This window comes from Pseudonocardia sp. Cha107L01 (genome assembly GCF_052566575.1).
The window spans coordinates 1,351,417-1,374,262 of record NZ_CP199579.1 but is presented as its reverse complement, the minus strand read 5'-3'; the positions used below and the strand labels follow the sequence as shown (position 1 = coordinate 1,374,262).

Annotated in this window: 22 protein-coding genes; 5 read left to right on the top strand and 17 right to left on the bottom strand. The window is 72.1% G+C overall.

The features are described from left to right. Positions 1-98: 98 nt before the first annotated feature. Entirely contained in the window at positions 99-845 is a 747-nt protein-coding gene (locus tag ACTXG6_RS06525) for a PP2C family protein-serine/threonine phosphatase (protein WP_445186858.1), read from the top strand. A 13-nt stretch (positions 846-858) separates the two neighbouring features. Here ACTXG6_RS06525 and ACTXG6_RS06520 read toward each other — a convergent pair whose 3' ends face one another. The 3 genes from ACTXG6_RS06520 to ACTXG6_RS06510 all read right to left on the bottom strand — a co-directional run bounded on the left by ACTXG6_RS06520 (position 859) and on the right by ACTXG6_RS06510 (position 3,277). Continuing rightward, positions 859-2,169, bottom strand: coding sequence for a DUF2786 domain-containing protein (locus ACTXG6_RS06520; RefSeq protein WP_445186857.1), 1,311 nt, complete (start codon positions 2,167-2,169; stop codon positions 859-861). Positions 2,170-2,252: 83 nt separating this feature from the next. Next, positions 2,253-2,717, bottom strand: coding sequence for a nucleoside deaminase (locus ACTXG6_RS06515; protein ID WP_445186856.1), 465 nt, complete (start codon positions 2,715-2,717; stop codon positions 2,253-2,255). A 17-nt stretch (positions 2,718-2,734) separates the two neighbouring features. Continuing rightward, complete coding sequence (locus tag ACTXG6_RS06510) at positions 2,735-3,277, bottom strand: tRNA adenosine deaminase-associated protein (RefSeq protein WP_445186855.1); 543 nt, start codon at positions 3,275-3,277, stop codon at positions 2,735-2,737. A gap of 253 nt (positions 3,278-3,530) precedes the next feature. On the opposite strand from ACTXG6_RS06510, the gene ACTXG6_RS06505 reads away from it, so the two are divergent. Together ACTXG6_RS06505 and ACTXG6_RS06500 are read left to right on the top strand one after the other, a co-directional pair. Continuing rightward, positions 3,531-4,748 carry a M20 metallopeptidase family protein gene (locus ACTXG6_RS06505; RefSeq protein ID WP_445186854.1) on the top strand — a complete coding sequence of 406 codons (1,218 nt, stop codon included), beginning with the start codon at positions 3,531-3,533 and terminating at the stop codon, positions 4,746-4,748. A gap of 578 nt (positions 4,749-5,326) precedes the next feature. Then, complete coding sequence (locus ACTXG6_RS06500) at positions 5,327-6,286, top strand: prephenate dehydrogenase (protein ID WP_445186853.1); 960 nt, start codon at positions 5,327-5,329, stop codon at positions 6,284-6,286. 4 nt (positions 6,287-6,290) lie between these two features. Here ACTXG6_RS06500 and ACTXG6_RS06495 read toward each other — a convergent pair whose 3' ends face one another. From ACTXG6_RS06495 to ACTXG6_RS06485, 3 genes are all read right to left on the bottom strand, one after another. Beyond that, on the bottom strand, positions 6,291-6,857 hold the full coding sequence (locus ACTXG6_RS06495; protein WP_445189931.1) for a putative glycolipid-binding domain-containing protein: 567 nt from the start codon (positions 6,855-6,857) through the stop codon (positions 6,291-6,293). A gap of 80 nt (positions 6,858-6,937) precedes the next feature. Next, on the bottom strand, positions 6,938-7,174 hold the full coding sequence (locus ACTXG6_RS06490) for an antitoxin (protein ID WP_445186852.1): 237 nt from the start codon (positions 7,172-7,174) through the stop codon (positions 6,938-6,940). Positions 7,175-7,301: 127 nt separating this feature from the next. After that, positions 7,302-8,225 carry an ATP-dependent DNA ligase gene (locus ACTXG6_RS06485; RefSeq protein WP_445189930.1) on the bottom strand — a complete coding sequence of 308 codons (924 nt, stop codon included), beginning with the start codon at positions 8,223-8,225 and terminating at the stop codon, positions 7,302-7,304. Positions 8,226-8,282: 57 nt separating this feature from the next. Between ACTXG6_RS06485 and ku the strand changes: the two genes are divergently transcribed. Then, the gene (gene ku, locus ACTXG6_RS06480) at positions 8,283-9,314 is read left to right on the top strand and encodes a non-homologous end joining protein Ku (RefSeq protein ID WP_445186851.1); all 1,032 of its coding nucleotides are present in this window, start codon (positions 8,283-8,285) and stop codon (positions 9,312-9,314) included. Between the two features lie 50 nt (positions 9,315-9,364). Here ku and ACTXG6_RS06475 read toward each other — a convergent pair whose 3' ends face one another. The 9 genes from ACTXG6_RS06475 to ACTXG6_RS06435 form a co-directional block, all read right to left on the bottom strand. Then, positions 9,365-10,831, bottom strand: a complete 1,467-nt coding sequence (locus tag ACTXG6_RS06475; RefSeq protein WP_445186850.1) for a CoA transferase — start codon at positions 10,829-10,831, stop codon at positions 9,365-9,367. Between the two features lie 65 nt (positions 10,832-10,896). Continuing rightward, the gene (locus ACTXG6_RS06470) at positions 10,897-12,180 is read right to left on the bottom strand and encodes an LCP family glycopolymer transferase (RefSeq protein WP_445186849.1); all 1,284 of its coding nucleotides are present in this window, start codon (positions 12,178-12,180) and stop codon (positions 10,897-10,899) included. A 201-nt stretch (positions 12,181-12,381) separates the two neighbouring features. Next, entirely contained in the window at positions 12,382-13,365 is a 984-nt protein-coding gene (locus ACTXG6_RS06465) for a pirin family protein (protein ID WP_445186848.1), read from the bottom strand. Positions 13,366-13,447: 82 nt separating this feature from the next. Continuing rightward, complete coding sequence (locus tag ACTXG6_RS06460) at positions 13,448-14,722, bottom strand: AGE family epimerase/isomerase (protein WP_445186847.1); 1,275 nt, start codon at positions 14,720-14,722, stop codon at positions 13,448-13,450. A gap of 6 nt (positions 14,723-14,728) precedes the next feature. Then, positions 14,729-14,866, bottom strand: a complete 138-nt coding sequence (locus ACTXG6_RS06455) for a hypothetical protein (protein WP_445186846.1) — start codon at positions 14,864-14,866, stop codon at positions 14,729-14,731. 55 nt (positions 14,867-14,921) lie between these two features. Then, positions 14,922-15,098, bottom strand: coding sequence for a hypothetical protein (locus ACTXG6_RS06450; protein ID WP_445186845.1), 177 nt, complete (start codon positions 15,096-15,098; stop codon positions 14,922-14,924). A 108-nt stretch (positions 15,099-15,206) separates the two neighbouring features. Continuing rightward, positions 15,207-17,546: a PEP-utilizing enzyme gene (locus tag ACTXG6_RS06445; RefSeq protein WP_445186844.1), complete on the bottom strand. Its 2,340-nt coding sequence runs from the start codon at positions 17,544-17,546 to the stop codon at positions 15,207-15,209. 142 nt (positions 17,547-17,688) lie between these two features. Further along, positions 17,689-18,624, bottom strand: coding sequence for an alpha/beta hydrolase (locus tag ACTXG6_RS06440; RefSeq protein WP_445186843.1), 936 nt, complete (start codon positions 18,622-18,624; stop codon positions 17,689-17,691). Next, on the bottom strand, positions 18,621-20,165 hold the full coding sequence (locus tag ACTXG6_RS06435) for a class I adenylate-forming enzyme family protein (protein ID WP_445186842.1): 1,545 nt from the start codon (positions 20,163-20,165) through the stop codon (positions 18,621-18,623). Before ACTXG6_RS06435 ends, ACTXG6_RS06440 begins: the two co-directional genes overlap by 4 nt. 80 nt (positions 20,166-20,245) lie before the next feature. Here ACTXG6_RS06435 and ACTXG6_RS06430 point away from each other — a divergent pair, with 80 nt between their 5' ends. Further along, positions 20,246-20,821: a TetR/AcrR family transcriptional regulator gene (locus tag ACTXG6_RS06430; protein ID WP_445186841.1), complete on the top strand. Its 576-nt coding sequence runs from the start codon at positions 20,246-20,248 to the stop codon at positions 20,819-20,821. A 291-nt stretch (positions 20,822-21,112) separates the two neighbouring features. Here the strand turns inward: ACTXG6_RS06430 and ACTXG6_RS06425 are convergent, their stop codons facing one another. Then, positions 21,113-21,988: a crotonase/enoyl-CoA hydratase family protein gene (locus ACTXG6_RS06425; RefSeq protein ID WP_445186840.1), complete on the bottom strand. Its 876-nt coding sequence runs from the start codon at positions 21,986-21,988 to the stop codon at positions 21,113-21,115. Between the two features lie 99 nt (positions 21,989-22,087). Then, complete coding sequence (locus ACTXG6_RS06420; protein ID WP_445186839.1) at positions 22,088-22,618, bottom strand: hypothetical protein; 531 nt, start codon at positions 22,616-22,618, stop codon at positions 22,088-22,090. Positions 22,619-22,846 lie beyond the last annotated feature (228 nt).

Sequence of the window (22,846 nt, the reverse complement as noted above, 5' to 3'; positions counted from 1 at the left end):
GAGCCGCGGTGGGCGCACCGACCGGGACGGGCCGGGGTCGGCCGGGCCGCGATGGTGCACCCTGTTCGGGAGAACCCGTGTCCGGAGAGGGCTCCCGCATGACCGATTCGAGTGCGCCGCCACTGACGCTGCGCTACGCCGCGCACACCGATCGCGGCCTGGTGCGCGGTGAGAATCTGGACGCGGCCTGGGCCGGCGACGGGCTGCTCGCGGTCGCCGACGGCTTCGGGCCGCCCAGCCCGAACGGACTGGTCAGCGCCTCCGCGCTGCAGGCGATGGCCGCCGCGCCGGCGCCGCAACCGGGTGCGCTGCTGGACGGCCTGCGGCTGGCCGCACAGCGTGCCGCCGACGCGGTCCGGGCGCTGACCACGTCGGACAGTGCGCTGTCCGGCGCCGGGACGACGCTGACCGCGCTGGCCTGGTCCGGTTCCGAGCTCGCCCTGGTGCACGTCGGCGACTCGCGGGCATACCTGCTGCGCAATGGCGACCTGCTGCAGCTCACCCACGACGACACCCTGGTACAGGGCATGATCGACAAGGGTGAGTTGACCGAGCACGAGGCCGCGCGGCACCCGCAGCGGGCAATCCTGACCCGGGCGCTGCACGGCGGGGACATCGTCGAGCCCTCGGTACTGCCCCAGTACGACCCCAGCCCCGGCGACCGCTACCTGCTCTGCTCCGACGGCCTGCACACCGTGCTGCACCCGGTGGTCCTGCGCGACACGCTGATGCGTCACCAGGATCCGAACGGGGTGGTCGGCGAGCTGATCGCACTCGTCCGCCGCGCGGGCGCCCCGGACAACGTCGCCATCGTGGTGGCCGACGTGCTGCCGCCCCGCCGCTGACAGGTGCGCGGGCTCAGTCGTTGACTGCGCGGTGGACGTCCAGCACGGCGAGGTCGGCGGCGGCCCGCCCGGCCGTCCACCCGGCGGGGTTGGACGCCGACACCCGGCGGCTGACCAGGTGTGGGAAGAGCTCCGCGACCCGCTGCTGCACGGCTTCCTCCCGCGCGGCGAGCACCGGTAGCAGCCGGCCGTCGCCGATCGACTCGGTGACCTCCGCCTCGGCCCGCTCGGTCGCCTCGAGCAGCCTCTCGCCGATCCGCTGCGCGTAGGAGATCAGGAACGACTGCCGGAACGACTTCGTCCGGGACTGGCCGCGCCGGTCGACCTGACTACCGGTGGCCAGCATCGCGCGGCCGGCCTGGACCAGGAGCGACGTGGTGAGCACCTCGACGATTTCGGTGTCGGTCTCCTCGCCGATCACCGTGACGAAACCGAGCGCCTGGGCGAACACCGCCTGACACCGGTTGGCCGAGGCCACGACGGTGACCAGCATTGATTTCGGCCCCAGGTACGGACTGTCCAGCCAGATCCGCCGCCCACCCGTACGCACCGGCACCCCGCGGCCCGCTGAGTCCAGCGCCTCGACGACCGCGCGCTCCAGCGAGTACCGGCTCATCAGCTCCTGCGCCTTGGCAAAGAACGCGTCGGCCTCTTCGGGGAACTCGGTGGACTCCGCCTTCGCCAGCAGCGCGCGCACCTTGGCCAGCACCTTCGGGTCGACCTCGGCGGAGGCCGATGACCCGGATATCGATGACTGAGGCGAACCGGAGGCCGGCCCCGGCCCGCTGTAGCTACCCGGCGGGGGGATCAGCTCCGGTTCCGGTTGCAGTACGCGCAGGTGGGCCAGTGCCTCGAGCACGAGCGCAAGCATCGAGACCGTGTCGATGCCCGCCCGCTCGGCCCACGCCTCGGCGTAGGGCTTGTCCTGGGGCCACCACTGCCTCGCGCCCAGCTCCGCCAGCTGCGCCCGCCACCTCGGGTGCGACGCGGCCGCCGGATACCGGACGGCCTCGGCCGCGATCGCGCCGACGATGAACTCGGCGACCTCGTCGTCCATCCGGCGCCGGAAGACCTGCCAGATGTCCATCGGTTGCCAGCCGATCCGCCAGGTCGCGTCCAGCCCGCCGGTCAGCGCGGCGTCGGCCGCCTGCCCGAACGGCGCTGCCACACCGGACGCCTTGGCGACCAGGCGCTGCGCGTGCCGAACCGCCCAGCCCTCGCCCTCGCTGTGCCTGCTCGAGCCGTGGAACAACTCGTTGGCGAGCACATCGAGGGTCAGCCCGCTGTGTCGCCGGCGCCAGCGGTGGCTGTCACGTTTGCTCACGGCGCCCAGTCTGCCCGGTGGGCCTGACAGTCTGTCGCGGCCTATCCACAGGGCGCCGGTACGAGCCACCGGGCGGCGCGGAGTCAGTGGGCGCGGCGGTCGGCGAAGAAGTCGCCGAGCAGCGCGGCGCAGTCCTCGGCCAGCACCCCGCCGATCACCTGCGGCCGGTGCAGCACCCGCCGGTCGCGCAGCACGTCCCACAGCGAACCCACCGCACCGGTCTTCGGCTCCCAGGCGCCGAAGACCACCCGGGACACCTTGGCCAGCCCGATCGCCCCGGCGCACATCGTGCACGGCTCCACGGTCACCGCCAGGGTTGCGCCGTCGAGCCGCCAGTGGCCCACCACCGATGCGGCGGCCCGCAGCGCGAGCACCTCGGCGTGCGCGGTGGGGTCACCGAGGGCTTCCCTGGCATTGCACGCGGCGGACAGCTCCGTGCCGTCGGCGCCGAAGACGACCGCGCCGACCGGCACATCCCCGGTCTCCAGCGCGCCCCGGGCAACCTGCAGGGCGCGTCGGACCAGCGCTTCGTCGGCCTCGGTATGCACGTGGCTGCGCCTGAGCGTCAGTTGCCGTTCAGGACCTCGGCGAGCGCATCGGCGAAACCGCACCGGCGCCCGATCGCGGCCAGCTGCTCGTCGGGGTAGAGCTCCCACTCACCGGCGAGTACCTCGAGCTCGTCGGCGGGCAACCCGAAGTCGGCCACGATGGCCATGTCCCCCTCGGGCCACGGCTCGTCGTCGCCCGCGTCCTCCGGCGGCAGGTCGACGCGCAGCAGGTCCAGCACGTCGGCGGCCACGTCGTAGTCCAGCGCGGCAACCGCGTCGGACAGCATCAGTGACACGCCGCCCGGCACCGGCCGTAGCAGCACGAAGAAGCAGTCGTCGACCGCGAGCAACCCCAGCACGGCACCGGTGGAGCGCAGTCCGCGCAGCTCGGTGATCGCCGTGTCGAGATCGACCAGCGCTTCGGCCTCCAGCCGGGCACAGCGCCAACGCCCCTCTTCCCGGATCGCGGCAACCGCGAACCCGGGCAGCACCTCTTCCTTCGCCTCGGCCCGAGAAACGGTCCGTGCGTTGGCGGAGTCACGAACAGACTGGACGGCCATAGCACCAAGGTAAGCCCATTTCTGTATGTGGTCCAAACCACAACCTGAAGTTGACCCGTTGGTCCAACAGAGTTGTCCGTTCGGACGACCGGGGAAGACCGATTCGACATCCGTCACACATGGCGACGAGGACTGAGCCACCCGCTGGTCACACCCGGCACGGAGCGGTCGGCGAACGCCGCCGGAAGATCACCGGACCGAGGGACCGGCACACCCCGCACCAATACGCTGAGTTTGATGCCAGGATCAGGGCATGCCGGACAACCCCGACCGCCGGCTCGCCGGCCTGACCGACGCGGCCCGCGCGCTGCAGCCCCGCACTGTCACGCTTCGTCGCCGGCTGCACCGCCACCCGGAGCTGGGACTCGAGCTGCCGCTGACCCGCACCGCGGTGCTGAACGAGCTGGCCGACCTGCCGGTGAAGGTGCACACCGGGCGGTCCTGCAGCTCGGTGGTCGCGGTGCTCGAGGGCGACCGGCCGGGGCCGACCGTGCTGCTGCGCGGCGACATGGACGCGCTGCCGTTGACCGAGCAGACCGGCCTGCCGTACGCCTCGATGATCGACGGCACCATGCACGCCTGCGGGCACGACACGCACACCGCGATGCTCGCCTCGGCGGCACGGCTGCTCGCCGACCGCCGTGACCTGCTCGCGGGGCGGGTACTGCTGATGTTCCAGCCGGGCGAGGAGGGGCAGCACGGCGCCCGGTACATGATCGGCGAGGGGCTGCTGGACGCCGCCGGGCCGGCCGGGGTGCCGAGCTCGGCGTACGCGCTGCACATCAGCGCCACCATTCCGGCGGGCACCGTGCAGACCCGGCCGGGACCGCTGATGGCGGCGGCCGACGTACTGCGGGTGACCGTGCTCGGGCGGGGCGGGCACGCCTCCGCGCCGCACGATGCGCTGGACCCGGTACCGGCCGCCGCCGCGATGGTCGGTGCACTTCAGACCATGATCACCCGCCGGGTCACCGCGCTCGAACCGGCCGTGCTCACGGTCGCCCACATCCGCGCCGGCACCACGTCCAACATCATCCCCGAGTCGGCGTTCCTCGAGGCGACCCTGCGCACGCTGTCCGAGCACACCAGGGTCTTCCTGCACGAACAGGTCCGCCTGGTGTGTCAGCACACCGCCGCCGCGTACGGCTGTACGGCCAGCGTGCAGCTCGAGCCGGGTTACCCGATCGTCGTCAACGACCCCGGCGCGGCGTCCCGGGTGGACGCCGTGGCCGCCACGGTGCTCGGGCCAGCCCGGGTCAGCCCGATGGCCAGCCCGATCCTCGGCTCGGAGGACTTCGCCTACGTCCTCAACCAGGTGCCCGGGGCGCTGGCCTTCCTCGGCGGCTGCCCGCCGCACCTGAACCCGGAGAACGCCCCGCCGAACCACTCCAACCGGGTGCAGTTCGACGAGTCCGCGATGGCCGACGGGGTGGCCATGTACGCCGGGATGGCGCTCGACGCGCTGCGCTGACAGCCCTGTTCGCCGCACCGGCAGCGCTGGTCACGCTTCGCGCTCGGGGCACGGAGCGGGCGGTCAACGGAGTCCTGGACGACGACAGAGCCTGGCGTGCGGCACAAATCCCAGGTCACCGCGCCGGTGTGCGGCGGAGGCCTCCCTCGACGTGAGTACCTGCACTATTCGGCACTGGCTGCCGTTGATGATCAGTTCGCCGCCCGGCACGGCGATCGGGTGCACCGCGATCAGGCGGTCTTCGTGGTCCGTGCAGCCGATCACCTGGTCACCGCAGCGGTGACAGCGGCCAGTCACCGGCAACGGGGACTGGGCCGCACGGCGATGTTCGACAGTGGGCATCGACGCCCTCTCGATCCCGGCGAGCCATCCGACGCCGCCGGTTGGGGATGGCCGGCAAGCGCCCCCCAGAACTCGCGAGGCGAAGTTAACCCGTAGCTCGAACGGGTGACAAATCGGGGTCTCGGAATCGCCGACGACGGGACGGGTTCTTGCGCCGAGAGGTCCCTTCTCCGCGAGCAACGGCACGAGTGACTCGCGCCCGGGACGCCCGGCGCCCCGGCGTAGGCTCCCGGCCCGTGACTTCACGGCCAATCTGTGTGCTCGGGCTCGGACTCATCGGCGGCTCACTGGCCCGCGCCGCGGTGGCCGCCGGCCGGACCGTCTGGGCGGCGACCGCGTCCGAATCTACCGCCGCCGCCGCCCGGGCGGACGGGTACGACGTCGCGCCGAGCACCGACGAGGCCCTGGTCCGAGCCCAGGACGCGGACGCGCTGGTCATACTCGGGATGCCGCTGCCCGCGGTGCCCGGGGTGCTGCGCCGGGTGCACGCGGTGGCCCCGCGCTGCCGGCTGACGGACGTGGTGAGCGTCAAGGTCGCGATGCGGGACGCGGTGGAGAAGTACGCGCCCACCGCCCGGTACGTCGGCGGGCACCCGATGGCCGGCACCGCCGAGTCCGGCTGGGCGGCGGGGTCGACCACGCTGTTCGGCGGCGCGAACTGGGTAGTCGCCGCCGACGACGGAACCGACGCCGAGGTGTGGGCGGACGTCGCGGAGCTGGCCTGGGACTGCGGGGCCAGGGTGGTGCCGGCCGCCGCCGAGGAACACGACGCGGCGGTGGCCCGGATCTCCCACCTGCCGCACCTGCTGGCCGCCGTGCTGGCCGCCGTCGCGGCCGGGGACGAGCGGGGCGGTGAGCCCGGCGCGGGCGCGCTGGCCATGCTGCTGGCCGCGGGGTCGTTCGCCGACGGCACCCGGGTCGCCGACACCCGCCCGGAGCTGGTGCTGGCGATGTGTGAGGGGAACCGGCCCGCGCTGCTCACGGCGGTGGACGACGCACTCGGCCGCCTCGGCGCCGCGCGCGGCTCGCTGGCCTCCACCGGCGGCCTGGCCGCCACCGTGAACGCCGGGCACCGGGGCCGCCAACAGTGGCGCACCGCGCGCTCGGCACCCGAGCTGAAGGTGGCCAGGGACACCGACATGGCGGGGCTGCGCGAACTCGGCCGCCACGGTCAGGTCCTGGTCGGCTGGGAGTAGTGGATCAGATCCGGGTAGCCAGGCCCGGGTAGTCCAGCACCATGCCCTGTTCGTCGACCACGAGCTCGGACGCGAAGTCGGCCCAGCGGAAGTGCACGGCCGACCGGCCCTGTTCGTCCAGCGGGCTCACCGTCCGATAGCACTGGGTGACCAGCTCGACCTTCAGGGTGGGCAGCGAGACGAACACCATCGGCAGCTCGTGGTCGCCGGATTGGCGGTGCAGCCCCAGCCGGCGGATCGGCAGCGAGTTGTACAGCGGGCTGTAGGCCAGGTCGACGTCGAGGGCACCGGCGAAGTCGGCACGGCCGCCACCGGAGCCGGTGTCCAGCATCCAGTAGCCGTCCTCGGTGCGGTTCAGCGTGAGGTTGCGCTCCCGGTCAGCGGCCGCGCTGGTGACCGACAGCCGGGCGAGTGCACCCTGCTCGTCCACGGTCAACCGGTAGGAGGCGGTGAATGTCGGCCCGTCCAGCGGCACGTGGACGGACCGACCCAGCGCGCGCATCCCGCCCGCGCTGAGCAGCACCCGGGCACTTTCCATGGCCCGGCCGTCACTGCTCTGCCAGGTGAACATCGTGGTCACCAGCGTCAAGATAGCCGTACGGCGGCGCACTGCCATCTCTGGCCAGCGCGCCGCCGTGGGACGGACCGGTATTACTGGGCGGGGGGCTGCTCGGCGGCGGGCGGAGGTTTCTGACCGCCGCCCTCGTTGCCGCCCCCCTCCGTGCCACCACCGAAGTCGTAGTCCTTGCCCATCTGGGTCACTTTGTCGATCTGCTCGTCATGGCCCTGGAACTTGCCCTTGGCCATTCCACCGAGCTTGTCCATGCCCTGGTCGACCTTGTCGTCGTGCTTGCCGAGCATTTCCTTCGCCTTGTCAAGGAAACTCATAGCGCCCTCCTTGTGGACGTGGCGATCACGGTCGCGGCCCATAGTGGCCGCATCGGCGGGTACCCGCAGCACCTGACACCCACCCGAGGCGTTAGTTCGACTAACCCGATCGGGTGGCGCGAGGGTCTCAACGGTCCAATCGCAGCCGAGAGAGCACCGGATGTCGCAGACGGTGACCATCTGTCCACCCCGTGTGGCTCACCTCGACAAAGAGCGTCGGTTCACACCAGTGCGCGTCGACGACGTCCTCGCGGGGCAGCGCCTCGTCGAACGGGGACGCCTCGGCCGCGGTCAGCCGGTCCCGCAGCGCGTGCTGCACCGCCTCCCCGGCCACCCCGGAGCCGACCCGGCCGGCGAAGCGCAGTCCGCCGTCAGGCCCCGGTACCCCGAGCAGCAGGCCGCCGATCCGCGACGGGTGGGTGCGCTCCGGGCGCCAACCGCCGACCACGCAGTCCTGGGTCAGCCGGTGCGTCACCTTCACCCAGGACGGACTGCGCCGGCCGGGCCGGTACACCGAGTCCCGGCGCTTGGCGATCACACCCTCCAGGCCCTGCTCGGCCGTCGCGGTGAACAGCGCCGGGCCGTCGTCGTACACCGGGGACAGCTGCACCTGGGGCACGCCGTCCAGCCCGAGCCGCTCCAGCGTGGCCCGGCGCTCGGTCAGCGGGCGGTCCACCAGCGACACCCCGTACAGCCGCAGCACGTCGAACACCAGGTAGATCACCGGTCGGGCGGCCACCTCGGCCGGCGTCGGCACCCGGTGGAACCGGTCGGCCAGCGTGGCGAACGACGGCGCGCCGCCGGCCAGCGACACCACCTCGCCGTCCAGCAGCGCATCGGACAGCTGACCGGTCAGTCCGCCCAGCTCCGGGAAGTGCCGGGTCATGTCCCGATCGGTCCGGCTGGCCAGCCGCAGCCGCGGCTGCGCCGCCCCCGGAGCGCCGCCCTGCTGGGCTCCCGAGCTGATGTCGGCGAGCAGCCGCATGCCGTCCCATTTGACCTCGTAACACCACTGGGCACCGACCGGAAGAGATCCAGGGGTGGCGAGCATGGGGTCCACGGGCTCATGCTGTCACCCACGACGCATGCCAAGGGGAGGAGACCGACCATGCGCGCAATGTGGACCGGCGCGGTGTCGTTCGGTCTGGTCAGCGTGCCGGTGAAGCTGTACTCGGCGACGGAGAACCACGACGTCCGCTTCCACCAGGTCCACGGCGCGGACGGCGGTCGGATCCGGTACAAGCGGGTCTGCGAGGTGTGCGGCAACGAGGTCGAGTACGCCGACATCGTCAAGGGCTTCGAGACCGAGGACGGCGAGCTGATCACGCTCGACGAGGCAGACCTGGAGTCGCTACCGGCCGCCAGTGGCAACCGCGAGATCGACGTGATGGAGTTCGTGCCGTCCGACGAGGTCGACCCGCTGCTGCTGGACCGCAGCTACTTCCTCGAGCCGGACTCCAAGGCCGCCAAGCCGTACGCCCTGCTCCGCGAGGCGCTGCGCACGACCGACCGGATGGCGCTGGTCAAGGTGGCCATCCGGTCCCGAGAGACGCTGGCGCTGCTGCGGGTCCGGGACAAGGTCATCGTGCTGCAGACCATGCTCTGGCCGGACGAGGTGCGCACGCCCGAGTTCGACATCCTCGACGCCGAGGTGGAGCTGCGTCCGCAGGAGATGCAGATGGCCTCTTCGCTGGTGGACAGCATGGGCGCGGAGTTCGACCCGAGCCGGTTCACCGACGAGTACCGCGACGCGATGATCGAGCTGATCGACCGCAAGCGCAGCACCGGCGACACCCGGGAAGCGCCCGTGGCGGCCGACTCCGGGAGCACCGGCGCGGACAGCATGACCGACCTGCTCACCGCCCTGCAGCGCAGCGTCGAAGCGGCGAAGGCCGGCTCGTCCGGGACCGGGGCCGGGGCCGGTGGGTCGGCCGGGGCGGCGAAGGTGCCCGCGCAGCGGTCCGGAGCGGCGGACGACCCGGAGCCCGAGTCCGCCGGCGGCACGAAGACCGCGACGAAGGCCCCCGCCAAGGCTCCCGCCAAGAGCAAGGCCGAGCCCAAAGCCGACACCAAGTCCGAGTCCACGCCCAAACCCCGCACCGCCGGCAAGGGCACCAAACGCCCCCGCCGCACCGCCTGACCCGCGCCTACCTCGTGAGTGGCAAGTGTCGCTCTGGCAACACTTGCCACTCACGACCACTGAGCTGCGTCGATGCCGTAACGCAGCCGCAGGTCCGGCCAGCTCAGCGGGGCGCCGTCGAGTGACCCGGGCGGGGTCACCGTGGTCACCGGGCCGTCGGCGCTGGGGACCTCGGTGAGCCAGTCGGTGTCGGTCGCGGGCACCGGCGGTCGGCGCTCGGTGGCCGGCTGCGCGAGCAACCAGTGCGCGGTGCGGACCAGCGACAGTTCGCGCAGCCAGGTACCGCCCGACTCGGCCTGGCGCCGCAACCCGTCCAACGCGGCGGCCGCGCACAGGTAGCCGGTGCCGTGGTCGAGCAGCTGACACGGCAGTGCCCCCGGCCGGGCGTCCGAGCCCACCGTGGACGGGTCGCCGTCCCGGGACTCCCGCGCCGCGATGCCGACCGCCGTCTGCACGATGCTGTCGAACCCGCGCCGGTCGCCCCACGGTCCCTGGCTGCCCCAGGCCGACATCGCCACCACGACGAGCCCCGGGTGCCGCTCGGCGAGCGCGGCGCCGGCCAGCCCGAACCGGGCAAGCGCGCCGGGCCGGTAGCCGTGGACCAGCACATCGGCGCCGGCCAACAGCTCGTGCAGCCGCGCGGCGCCGTCCGGGGTGGCCGCGTCCAGCAGTGCGCTGCGCTTGCCGACCAGCCCGTCGTAGCGGTGGATCGGCAGCTCGGGGCGGTCCGGGTGGTCCAGCCGCAGGACGTCGGCGCCGAGTGCGGCGAGGTAGCGGGTGGCCACCGGGCCGGCGATGACCCTGGTCAGGTCCAGCACCCGGATGCCGGAGGCGGGCAGTGACCCTGGTTCTGGCCCTGGCTCCGGGCGGCGCGGGCTCCCTGCCGCGCGGCGGGTGTGGGTCTCGAAGTGGGTGTCGGTGACCAGCGGTTGACCGGCGACCACCCGGCCGTGCGGGTGCGCCACCCACTGCTCGGCGCCGCGCAGTGCCGCGGCCACCCCACCGGCGTCCACCACTCGCTGTTCGGCTTCGGCGGCCGGGAGTTCGGCGAGCGCGGCGGCCACCCCGTCCTCGTCGGCGTCGAGCGCGGCGAGCAACGCGGCCCGGTGCCACGGATAGTTCGCGTGCGTGCGGATCCAGCCGTCCTCGGTGCGCCAGAACCGGGACAGCGGCGCGAACCCCGGGCCCAGCGGTGTGCCGTCGACCAGCAGGTATGCCTCGCTCCGGACGGCGGCCGCCACCTGCTCGGCGCGCAGCGCGGCCGGCTGCCCGGCACCTGGCGCGACCGGCCGCCCGGCACCTCGCGAGCCGGCCGCGCCGGACCGGCTCCGGCCCAGGGCCACCGCCGCGAGCAACGCCGTTCCGGTGCAGGCTAGCGCGGTGTCCGCCACCGGCAGCGTGGACGGCAGCTCGCCGATGGGGGGCCCGTCTACCCGTAGCTCGGCAGGCATCGCCGTCCCGCCCGCCACGGCCGACCAGGCCTGCCCCAACAACTCCCGCCACGCCGCGTCCGCCACACGTCGATTGTGTGCTGAGGTCCGCGACACGGTGTGCTGAGAGCCCCGACTCGCGGTACAAAAACTCAGCCCAGGGCGGACTTGGGTACTTGCTGGTCCTTCTCCAGCGCGCCGAACAGCTGCTTGGCGCGGGTGTTGTCCCAACGCAGCACCGAGCTGCCGTTGACCGTGCTGAACCCGCCGATCGGCACCGTGGTCGTCACGCCGCTGCCGCCGGACAGCCTGTGCATCGCGAGCGCCAGCCCGACCAGGTTCCACAGGTGGTCGCTGCTGTCCACCGTGAGTGCGCCCGGCATCGCGCGCACCAGCCCGACCAGCCGGAACGGGTTGAGCACCGTCCACGGGCTGGCCACCTGCTTCATCAGCGCGGACAGGAACTCACGCTGGTGCTGAACGCGGTCCAGGTCGGCCCGGGGGGTGGCGCGGGTGCGCACGTAACCGAGCGCGGTCTGTCCGTCGAGCCGCTGGCAGCCGGCCTTGACGTTCAGCCCGGCCTTCGGGTCCTTCATCGCCTCCGGGATGCACATGTCCACGCCGCCGACCGCGTCGACCACGTTGACAAAACCGTCGAAGCCGATCTCCGCGTAGTGGTCGATGCGCAGCCCGGTGGCCTGTTCCACGGTCCGGGTGAGCAGCTTCGGGCCGCCGAACGAGTACGCCGAGTTCAGCTTGTTCCGGCCGTGCCCGGGAATGCTCAGCAGCGAGTCCCGGGGCAGGCTGACCAGCGTGGTCCCGGCGCTGCCGGTGTGCAGCAGCATCACCGTGTCGGTGCGCTGGCCAGCGGCGTTCCCGGTCGAGAGCGTCGCTTCCTGCTGTTGGGTGAGGTCGGCGCGGCTGTCCGAACCGACGATCAGCCAGTTGGTGCCGGAGCTGTCCGGGCGGCCGTCGTAGTCGGCCAGCGCGGCCACCCTGGTCACCTGGGAGTCCACGTAGATGCCGCCGCCCAGCAACAGCGCCGCGAGCAGCACGACGAGCACCTTCAGCCGCCGACCCCACCTGGGCGGCCGCGACGGGCGGGTCGGCCGGGCGGTGGGCGGCCGCGGCGGGCCGGACCGGCCGGAGCCACGACCGGGCGGCGGGTAGCTCTGCGCCGGCGGGTAGCCCTGGCCCGCCGCGTGGCCCCATGCCGGCGGGTGGCCCGCGCCGCGCGGCCGCTCGGCTCCGGGCGGGGGCAGGATGGCGGTGCGCCGGGGCCGCCCGTCGGCGGGTCCACCGCGCTGACCAGCGGATCGAGGTGGCCGGCGCTGTGCCGGCGGGAGGTAGGGCGGGGGTCCGGACGAGGGCGCGCCGGACGGCGGCCCCGGGGGCCGCTGCCCCGCCGGCCGATATCCGCCACCATCCCGATTCATGCCCTGACACCACCCATCTCGGTCATACACGTCCTCGGACGGTGTGCGCACCGCGACACGCTGCGCGCAGACCATCCCAGTAGGAGGACGCTCGACCGGGCAGGAGGTTGCCTGTCCGGTGACGATCGGCACACGGGTGTGGCGCGCCGACCTAGACGCGCCGGCCCGACGGGCCACCGGACAAGCCTCAGTGAACCGGGCTCAGTGAACCGGGCCCAGGTCGCCGTGCGGCATCCGCTCGGCCGGGATCTGACCGAACCGACCGGCCTGGAAGTCCTCGAACGCGGCCAGTACCTCGGCCTTGGTGTTCATCACGAACGGCCCGCCCCAGGCCACCGGCTCCTTGATCGGCGTGCCGCCCAGGATTACCACGTCCAGCGCGGGGTGGCGGGACTCCTGGTGGTCCGCGCCGGTCACGGTGAGCACCTCGCCGGGGCCGAACACGGCGAGCTGACCGGTGTGCACCGGCCGCCGCTCGGCACCCACGCTGCCCGCTCCGGACAGCACGTAGACCAGCGCGTTGAAGTCCTTGCGCCAGGGCAGCCGCAGCTGCGCACCGGGGCTGATGGTGGTGTGCAGCATGGCCATCGGCGTGTAGGTCGAGCCAGGGCCGGCGTGCCCGGCCACCTCACCGGCGATGACCCGGACCAGTGCGCCGCCGTCCGGTGTGGTCAGCAGCGCGGCCTGGCCGGCCCGCAGGTCCTGGTACCGGGGCGCCGCAGTCTTGAGCTCGCGCGGCAGGTTGACCCAGAGCTGCAGGCCGTGGAACAGCCCACCGCTGGCCACCAGCGCCTCCGGCGGCCGCTCGATGTGCAGGATGCCACCGCCGGCGGTCATCCACTGGGTGTCGCCGTTGGTGATCGTGCCGCCGCCGCCGTGCGAGTCGGCGTGCTCGAAGGTGCCGTCGATGATGTAGGTGACCGTCTCGAAGCCGCGGTGCGGGTGCCACGCGGTGCCCTTGGGCTCACCGGGCGCGTACTCCACCTCGCCCATCTGGTCCATGTGGATGAACGGGTCGAGGTCGGTCATCGACACGCCGGCGAAGGCCCGGCGCACCGGGAACCCCTCGCCCTCGTAGCCGGTGGGCGCGTCGGTCACCGACCGCACGCCGCGCTCCACCGCGTCGACTGCTGGCTCGGGGATCCGGGCCAAGGTGGTGATGTCGGAAACCGTCACGGCCGGCATGGTTACCTCCTCAGTAGTACAACGTTCAACAATCATCTGAACGTACTACCTGGCGGGCGAATTCCCGGCCACGATCCACCTCTTACCGGTCAAGCGGTTCAAGATCGCCGCTGGTCAGCGCGTCGCGTACACCGCGGGCCAGCGAAGCGCGGACCGGGATCCTGGGCAGCAGGGTGGCCTGCACCGCATGGTAGGCGTCCGGCTTGCCGACCCACACCGTCGCGCTCGGCCGGTTGTGCCGATCCAGCTCGTGGTGCCAGGAACCGAGCTCCCGGTCGATCAGGTACCGCTCGGCGTAGTCCCACCAGACCGGGTACCAGCGCCGGTAGGAGTCGTCGCCGGTGACTGTGGCCAGCGTGGTGGCCGCGCCGACGCCCTCCGCCAGCACCCAGTGCATCCGCTGGTGCACCACGGGCTTGCCGTCCCAGTCCACGGTGTAGACGAAGCCGTCCGCGCCGTCCGCCGCCCAGCCGTCCCGCACGGCGGCGTCGAACAGCCGTCGCGCGTCGTCGACCAGCCAGGACGGTCCGTCCCCGGCGGGACCGCCCAGGGCGGCGTGCGCGTGCAGGCACAGCCGGGACCACTCCAGGCCGTGCCCGACGGTCGCGCCGTACGGGCGGAACGGGTCGTCGGGGTGATCCCGGTTGTAGTCCGGCAGTGGGTTCCAGGCGCTGTCGAAGTGCTCCGCGATGCGCCAGGCGTTCGGCTCGGCGAACTCCCGCGCGACCCGGGTGATCATCCGCACCGCGCGGTCCCGCCACAGTGTGTCGCCGGTGGCGTCGTAGGCGGCCAGGAACGCCTCCACACCGTGCATGGCCGCGTTCACCCCGCGATACGGCTCCGCCTCGGTGAACAGCTCGTCCCAGGTCTCCACGACCATTCCGTCGGCCTCGGACCAGAACCGCTCGTCGATGACCGCGAGGGCGTCGACCACCAGCTCGCCGGCGCCCGGGTGCCCGGCGATCAGTGCGCTCGCGGCCGCCAGCAGCACGAAACAGTGCTGGTAGAACGGCTTCTCGGTGCGCACCGGGCCGGACGACCCGACCTCGGGGTACCAACCGCCGTGCTCGCTGTCCCGCAGCCGCCCGCGCAGCGCGGCCAGCCCGTGCTCCACCAGACCCGCGCTGCCCGGGTAGCCGAGCAGCTCGCCCAGCGCGAAGCAGTGCGTCATCCGGCCAGTGATCCACAGCTCGACGGACTCACTGGGGTCGACCATCCCCCGGTCGTCCTGGCGGCCGAAACCGCCGAGCGGGTGCCAGGACCCCTCGGCGAACTGCAGCAGTCGGGCGGTCTCGGCGGCCAGCCAGTCGGCCTGCCCCGGTCGGTCACCCTGTTCGGGCCAACGCTGTTCGAGCACGGTGGGTCAGCGTACCGGCGCGGCGGCCACCGAGGCGGTAACCGAGGTCAGCGACCCGGTCGGGGACGGGATGTCGGTGCCCGAGTTGAACAGCAGGCCGAGCAGGGCACCGACGGCGGCAATTCCGATCGTGAACCTGGACATGCCTGGTCATCGGCGCCCGGCCGGCCCGCGTTATCCGTCTTCGAGAGCCACTACCTCAACGGGTGGTGCCCGGTTCGGTTTCCGGGTCGGGTTCGGTTTCCGGGTCGGGTTCCGTTTCCGCCGCCCCGCCGGGCCGGGCCAACGGCTCCTCCGGGTCCGGCCACTGCTCGGCGCGCACCGACGGGGTGGCTCGGGCCATCTCCGCCGCCTCGCGCTCCATTTCCTCGTCCATCCGGGGTCCGTGCTTTGCACTGCCACGTTCCATGCGCCTGGGTAACCGGGACGTTCGCCGCCGAAACATGCCTCGGCGAGTTCCTCGGCCGCGCGTCGGCGCCCTCGGTCAGTAGCTGCCTTCCTGTTCCCGGGTGATGCCCTGGGTCAGCAGGTAGTCCTCGTGCAGTTCCATCCAGACCGTGTGCACCGAGTCGACGGTCGGGCTGACCACGTACTCGAACTGGCCCTCCTCCGCGCGCGACATCGCCTTGCGCAGCCGGGGCAGGTACGGCTCGAACCGGGGCAGCTGCTCGGCGGTTCGGCGCAGCGCCGGCTTGACCCGCCCGACCAGGTCGGCCAGCTCGCCGAGCAGCTCGAAGCGGGCGTCCTCGTCGGCGGACTGCCACCTGGTCGCCACCGCCTTCAGCTGCCCGTTCAGCGCCAGGAACCGCTCGTAGGCCTGGCCGAGGCGCTCCGCGTCGACGCCCTTGCGCTCGACCGCGAGACCCCGCTCGTGCAGCGCCCGGCCGGCATCGGTGAGCAGATAACCCGCCGGGGTCCGGCTCACCAGACCGGCGCTGGCCAGCTCGTCGGGCGACGGCCCGGGCGCCGGCAGCTCCGGGCAGCAGCCGCGCAGTGCCAGCACGTGCAGCGCGGGCATCGCCTCCTCGGCCGAGACGGGGTCCCGCACCGGCGGGTAGGCGGCACCGGTGAGCAGCAGCCGGGGCACCGTGCGCGCCGCCCCGTCGTTGGGCACCAGGTCGTAGTAGGCCGCCGAGGCCACCGGGTCGATCTCGAAGAAGTCGAACTCGTTCTTCAGCCGCTCCCACAGCCCGGCGGCCCTGGCGAACGGGGCCAGGAAGTCGGTGTAGTAGACCTGCGCCCCGGCCATGATCTTGTCCCGCCGGGACATCGCGGCGATGCGCTTGTAGAGCTGGGTCGTCGCACTCTGGCAGCGCGCGCCGATCCGGTCGATCTCGGCGTCGTCCAGGCGGCGGATCCCGCTGACCGGGGTGTCCCACCGGTCCCGGGCGTAGACGGCCATGCCGGTCAGGTACTTGAGGTAGTTGGCCGGCTTGGTGAACACGGTGCCGAGGTCGCCGATCGACACCTCCAGCGGGGCGTCCGGGGAGAAGAACATCGCCTGGGTGATCGCGTGCGGCAGGTCCTCGGCGACGTCGGCCCAGTGGTACAGGTCGTCGGACAGGAAGTGGTCCCGGACGATCACGAACCCGCCGTCGCCGGTCGGGTACGGACCGGTGTCGTGCAGCCCGCAACGGTTGTCGAAGTGCAGCAGGAAACCCATCAGCTCGGTGTTCGCGCTGAACCGCTGGTAGCGGGACCGGGCCTCCGGATCGGTGATCGGGACGACCTCGTCGCGGAACCGGGTCAGCCAGTCCCCGTCCAGCAGCGGCGCGACGTAGCCGCTCATCGTGTTGAACATCGGCTGGCCCGGCCCGCCGCGCAGCCCGGTGTAGAGCCTGCGCATGAACTGCAGCCCGTCGCGCAGGTCGGCCTCGCGCTCGTGCGCGCCGAGCTTGCCGAGGCCCACGGACAGCCCCCGGCCGAGGCCGACGGTGAAGCCGAGGCACCAGATGTGCAGCATGTTCGCCTTGGTGCCGATCTCACGGCGCGACGTGCCGCCGATCCTGTGCAGCCCGTCCACCCCGACCTCGTCGGTGATGAACCGGAGCAGCTCCGGGTAGCGCTGCCAGATCTGGATGCCGCCGAACGCCTCGTACTCCTGGCGCGGGATCAGCCCGGACTCGCCCTCGGTGGCCCGCAGCGCCAGGCAGTCCCACAGGTTGAAGCCCATGTAGCCGAGCAGGTCGTTCAGCTCGTCGCGGCTGAGGTCCCGGTCGTCCTCTCCGGTGGTCAGCACACCGGTGCCGATCCGCTGGCGGAACAACTGGTCACCGGCCGAGCCGTGCGGCGTCTCGCCGAGGTAGTTGTGCAGCAGGTGCTGGACCTGCGCCTGTTCCTCCGCGCTCGGCCCGGCCGGCTGGCGCTCCTCGGCACCCGGGTCGGTGTCCGGGTCCGCGCCCGGGTCCGCGGTGGCGGCGCCCGGCTCGGCGTACACCCGGCCCGTTGGCGAGCCGGACACGTCCATCCGCACGATGGTCCCGTCCGCCGGGATGATCTCACCCCGGGACGATCGGACGCCGCTGGTGAACGCCACCGACATCAGGCACGGGATGCCGTACTCCCTGCTCAGGATGCCCAGGTGACTCTCCGGGGCACCCTGCAGGGTGACCACTCCCTTGACGCCGGTGGTCAGCGCCGGCGAGAGAAACGTGGTGGTGCCGCCGCGGGCCAGCACGATCGACTCGCCGGCCCGGCCGCTGTTCACGAAGTCGATGACGGCGGCCGGCGAGTCCAGCCAGCGCACCGGCCCCTCGATGACCCGGTCGTCCTCGTACACCGTCAGCCCGGTACCGACCAGCTCGAAGTCGCCCACCTCGACCACCCCATCCTCCGTATCTACATGCCCGACCTACGTGCCCGACCTACATGCCCGCGAGTCCCCGGTACCTACGTCCCCGCGAGTCGGGGATTCTGTCAGCGCGAGTCGCGGATTCTGTCAGTCAGTGGCCGACATGCTTGTCCAGTCAGTGGCCGACGTGTTTGTCGGCGAACTCGAGCATGCGGTCGTAGGCCTTGGGGGCGGTGCGCTCGAGGTTGATGTCGTGCCCGCCACCTGGGATGACCATGGCCTCCACGGTGGCGCCCGGCCCGTAGAAACGCCGTTCGAACGCGGCGAGCGCGGCATCGGAGGAACAGTCCGCCGCGCCCCAGCTGGCGAACAGCTGGTCCTCGTCGCCGATCACCGTGAGCACCGGGATGTCGGTGGCCTTGTTGACGCCGTTGACCAGGTAGGGCAGCGCGCTCGGGATCTCGAGCATGCCGGCGGTCTGTTTGAGCTTCTCGTCCGCCGCGATCACCTCGGGGTCGGCGTTCGCCTCGTTGTAGAGGAAGCCCCGCCAGTCCCGCCGGGTGGTCACGTACATCGGGTCGGTGACGTCGAAGTCGGGGTTGCGGCTCACCGGCGGCGAGTTGAGGATCAGCTGCGTCATCCGGGCGAAGTTGACCCGGTGCGCGGCGCCGGTGGCGATCAGCGCGGTCACCCCGGGATGGCGGGCCGCCACCAGGTAGCTGGTGACCGAGCCGTAGCTGTGCCCGACGAGCACCACGTTCTCGAACGCCGCGCCCAGGCTGCCGTTGCGCAGCGCGCTGACCGCCGCGGCGACCGTCAGCGCGGCGTTCCCCCAGGTCAACCACCGTCCCGGGGGCCGGGTGGAGACTCCGTCGCCGAGCCGGTCGATGGCCAGCGTCGCGTAGCCAGCCTCGGTGGCCCGCCGCACGTAGGAGTAGGTCTCCGCCTGGAACGGGAAGTCCCAGTAGTAGCGCGAGTAGCTGTACCCGTGCACCAGCAGCTGGACGGTCCGCGCCCCGCCGGCCGGGATGCTCAGGGTGCCGCCGAGCTGGCCGGTGCCGCCCTTGAAGCGCACCGGGATGCTGACCTCTGTCGTGACGACCTCGCTCATGACCGACCTTCCTGATCTGTCCACAATGGATCACGCAGTGCGCGACGCAGGATCTTGCCGACCGGCGACTTGGGGATCGCATCGATAACGACGACCTGCTTGGGGATCTTGTAACCGGCCAGCCGGGCCCTGGCGAAGTCACGCAGCTCGTCGGCCGGAGCGCTGAGGCCCGGGCGGAACGCCACGAACGCGGTGACCGCCTCCACCCAGGTCGGGTCCGGTGCGCCGACCACCGCGCACTCGGCGACGGCCGGATGGGCGGCCAGCGCGTCCTCCACCTCGCGGGGGTACACGTTGTAGCCGCCGGTGACGATCATGTCGCTGGCGCGGTCGACCAGGTACAGGTAGCCGCGGTCATCGACGCGGGCGAGGTCGCGGGTGCGGATCCAGCCGCCGGCGGCCATCGTCTCCGCGTTGCGCTCCGGCGCGTTGTGGTAGCCGGCCATGGTGAACGGCGCGCGCACCCGGATCTCGCCGATCTCCCCGGCGCTCACCGGCGTGCCGTCCTCGGCGGCGATCAGTACCTCGGCATCCACCGCCGGCTGGCCGCAGGAGCCGAGCAGCGCGCCGCCCTCGGCGTGGTCGGCCTTCGTCAGCACGGTCTGGCACAGCGGCGCCTCGGTCTGGCCGTAATACTGCACGAACTTCGACCCAAAGCGCTCCAGGCCCCGCTCCAGCAGGGGCCGGGGCATCGGGCTGGCCCCGTAGATGATCGTGTCCAGGCTGCTCGCCGCCTCCGCGCGGTCCAGCTCGCCCGAGTCGAGGAGCACGCCGAGCATGGTGGGCACCAGGTTGATCGCGGTCACCCGGTGCCTGTTGATGGCGTCGACGTACTGGTCCGGTACGAACCCGGGCAGCACCACCGAACGCGCGCCGCGCACCCAGTACGGCAGTAGGAAGGTGCCGCTGGCGTGGATCAGCGAGGCGGCGTGCAGCATCGCGTCGTCGCGGCCGGGGCTGACCAGGTTGGCCAGGATGTTGGCGGTGATCGCGGCGAAGCTGGCCTGGGTGTGCTGGGCGGCCTTGAGCGTGCCGGTGGTGCCCGAGGTGAACAGCACCAACGTCACGTCGTCCGGCCGCACCGGGATCAGCGGATCGGCCGGGCCGGCCGCGCCCGCCTCGGCGGCCAGGTCGACGTCCCCGGCGCGAGCCCGGGTACCGAGGCCGGCCAGCCGCAGCCCGTCGACAGCCCCGGCCAGTTGCAGGGCGCGCTCGGTGAGGTCGTCGCCGTGCACCAGCAGCCGCACCCCGGTGTCGGCGAGCATCCGGGTCTGCTCGGTCAGCGACAACCGGGCGTTCAGCGGCACCCGCGCCACGCCGGCCTTCAGGCAGCCGAAGTCCAGCGGCACCGACCACACGCCGTTGTTGACCAGGAGCCCGACCCGGCTGCCCCGACCGGCCCCGAGCCCGATCAGCGCGTTCGCGACCCGGTTGGCCCGCTCATCCACCTCGGCGAAACTGAACCGGCGATCTCCGACGACGAGCGCAGTGCGGTCGGCGTGTTGCCTCGCGCCGCGCCGGACGAGCTCCACTGCGAGCATGCGGCAGGTTACCGAGTACACAGTCCGTCCGGACGGTCGGTCTCCGATCCCTGCCGACGGACACGCCGTACGCTGCCCCGATGCCCGCGACCAGCCGCAGCCAGCAGCGCGACCGCACCCGACTGCACCTGCTCGAGACCGCCGTCGCCTGCCTCGTCGACTACGGCTACGCGGGCACGACCACCCAGCGCATCCAGGACCGCGCCGAGGTGTCCCGGGGCGCGCTACTGCACCACTTCCGCTCCAAGGCCGACCTGTTCGCGGCCGCCGTCGGCTACCTCGCCGAGCTGCAGATCGCCGACATCGCGGCCGCGCTCGAGGCCGGCCCGGATACGCCGGGGGCCAGACTGGCGGCGGTACGCGGGGCGATGTCCGGGCCGGCGTTCCAGGCCGCGCTGGAGCTGTGGATGGCGGCCCGCACCGATCCGGCGCTGCACGCGGCGCTGTTGCCGTCGCAGCGGGAGATCGGCCGCGCAGTGCGCGAACTGCTGGCCCGCGAGTTCGCTGACCGGGACCCTGGACAGGCCCGGGTGGCCTACGAGTCGCTGCTCATGCTGCTGCGCGGGCTGGCGCTGACCAGTACATTGCGCGACGACCCCACACTCGCCGACGACATCCTCGAACTCTGGCTGACCCGCGTCCTACCCCCCGCCTGACGCCCCCCACCTGACGCACCCCCGCGAGTCGCAAACTCCCCGCGAGTCGGGGCTCTCAGCACAGCGAGTCGGGAACCACAGCACACTGAGTCGGGAAACACAGCACAACGCTGCGGGGTGTGGCCGATTTCGGGCCCTCATGGGAGTTCGTTCCGGATGTGCTGAGAGCCCCGACTCAGTGTGCTGAGAGCCCCGACTCAGTGTGCTGAGAGCCCCGACTCGCGGGAAAGACGGCGGGGTGTGGGGACGCGGGACGGCGGAGTTTGGGGACGCGGCACGGCGAGGGGCGGGTTAGTCGGCCAGGTCGGCCTTGGTCGGAATCGGGCCGCCGCCGTCCGGGATCCAGCGGCCGGAGTCCCGCCAGCGGACCGCCTCGGCGAACCCGTGCTCGCTCGCGAACTCCTGGAACCAGCGCCCCTCCGGCGAGTGCCGGGTGATGCCGTCGAACAGGGTGGCCAGCAGCTGGGTGCCCTGCAGCCCCATGTTGTCGTACGCCTGGTTGATCATCATCTTCTGCATGGCGAGCTGGTTGACAGGGACGCCGGCGATCCGGTCGGCCAGCTTCTCCACGGCCGCCGACAGCTCGTCGGCCGGCACCGCCTCCAGCACCAGGCCCCACTCGGCGGCCGTCCTGCCGTCGATCGTGTCGCCGGTGAACAGCATCCGCTTGGCCCGCTCCGCGCCGAGCCGGTACACCCACATCGCGGTGGTCGGACAGCCCCACACCCGGGACGGCATGTAGCCGATGCGGGCGTCCTCGGCCATCACCACGAGGTCGCAGGACAGCGCAATGTCGCTGCCGCCGGCCACCGCGTACCCGTGTACCTGCGCGATCGTCGGCTTGAGCGAGCGCCACAGCGTGAAGAACTGGTCGGTGTTGCGCTTCATCATGGCGAAGTCCTTGATCGGGTCCCAGACCGGCGGCTGGAGCGCCTCGCCCGATTCGGCGTACCGCTTGAGGTCGTAACCCGCGCTGAAGGCCCGCCCCGCCCCGTTCAGGATGATCACGTGCACGGCCGGGTCCTCGTTGGCCCGGTGCACCGCGGCGGCCAGCTCGCCGGCCATCTCGCCGGTGATCGCGTTCAGCCGGTCCGGCCGGTGCAGGGTCAGGTACGCCTTGCGGTCGGCGACCCGGTAGCGCAGCGTCTGGTACCCGTCGTCGGTCATGTCCGCCTCCTCGTCACCGGCCAGATCGACCGCAGCCTTTCACAGTCCGTTTGGACTGTGAAAGCTGATACGGGGTACGGCCAGCCGATCAGGAGCCGTTCAGGAGGCCGTCTCGTTGCGACGACTGTGGCGGCTCCCGGACCCTTCGGACGGCGCCGAGGGCTCGGACGGCTCAGCGGACCCAGCGGGTTCGGTGGGTTCAGCGGGACCGCCGGAGCGACCGGGACCGCCGGAGCGACCACCGGACGGGCCACCGGAGCCGGACGGGCGCGGCGAGCCGGGGCCGCGCGGCGTGCGCGCGGCGGAGAACGTGAGCGCCAGACCGAGTGCACCGAGCGCGGTCAGCCCCCAGGCGACGTAGCGCTTCCAACCGGCCGCGGCACCGCAGTGCGCGTCGAAGTCGGCCCGGGGCAGGTAGACGCCCGGCTCCTCGGGCAGCGCGACCAGGTTGCCGGGCAGCGCCGGCAGCGAGGCCTGCAGGAAGTTGTTGCCGCAGGACACGTTGAGCAGCCGCAGCTCCGGCTGGATCTCGGTCAGCTGCGTCCTGACCGGCATGAACCCGAGCGCTACGCCCGCCACCAACAGAACAGCCGAGACGGTGACAACCGCGATGCGCCGGAAAGACCTCATATCTGCACTATCGTCCGGTTAGCCACGATCAGTACCGGCACCCCCCCTTTGAGTGAAACACCCGATTCCAAAAATGATCTCCATTCGGAAGTATCCGCAGCTCAGGGGCACTACTACGGCGACAACACCGGTCACCCCGACCGGGCGTGGAAAAAACCTTCGCTCCGGTGTCTAACTCCGACACCCTCGTTCGACGTGTGAGCAGCGGCCCACCCACCCGGCGGCCCG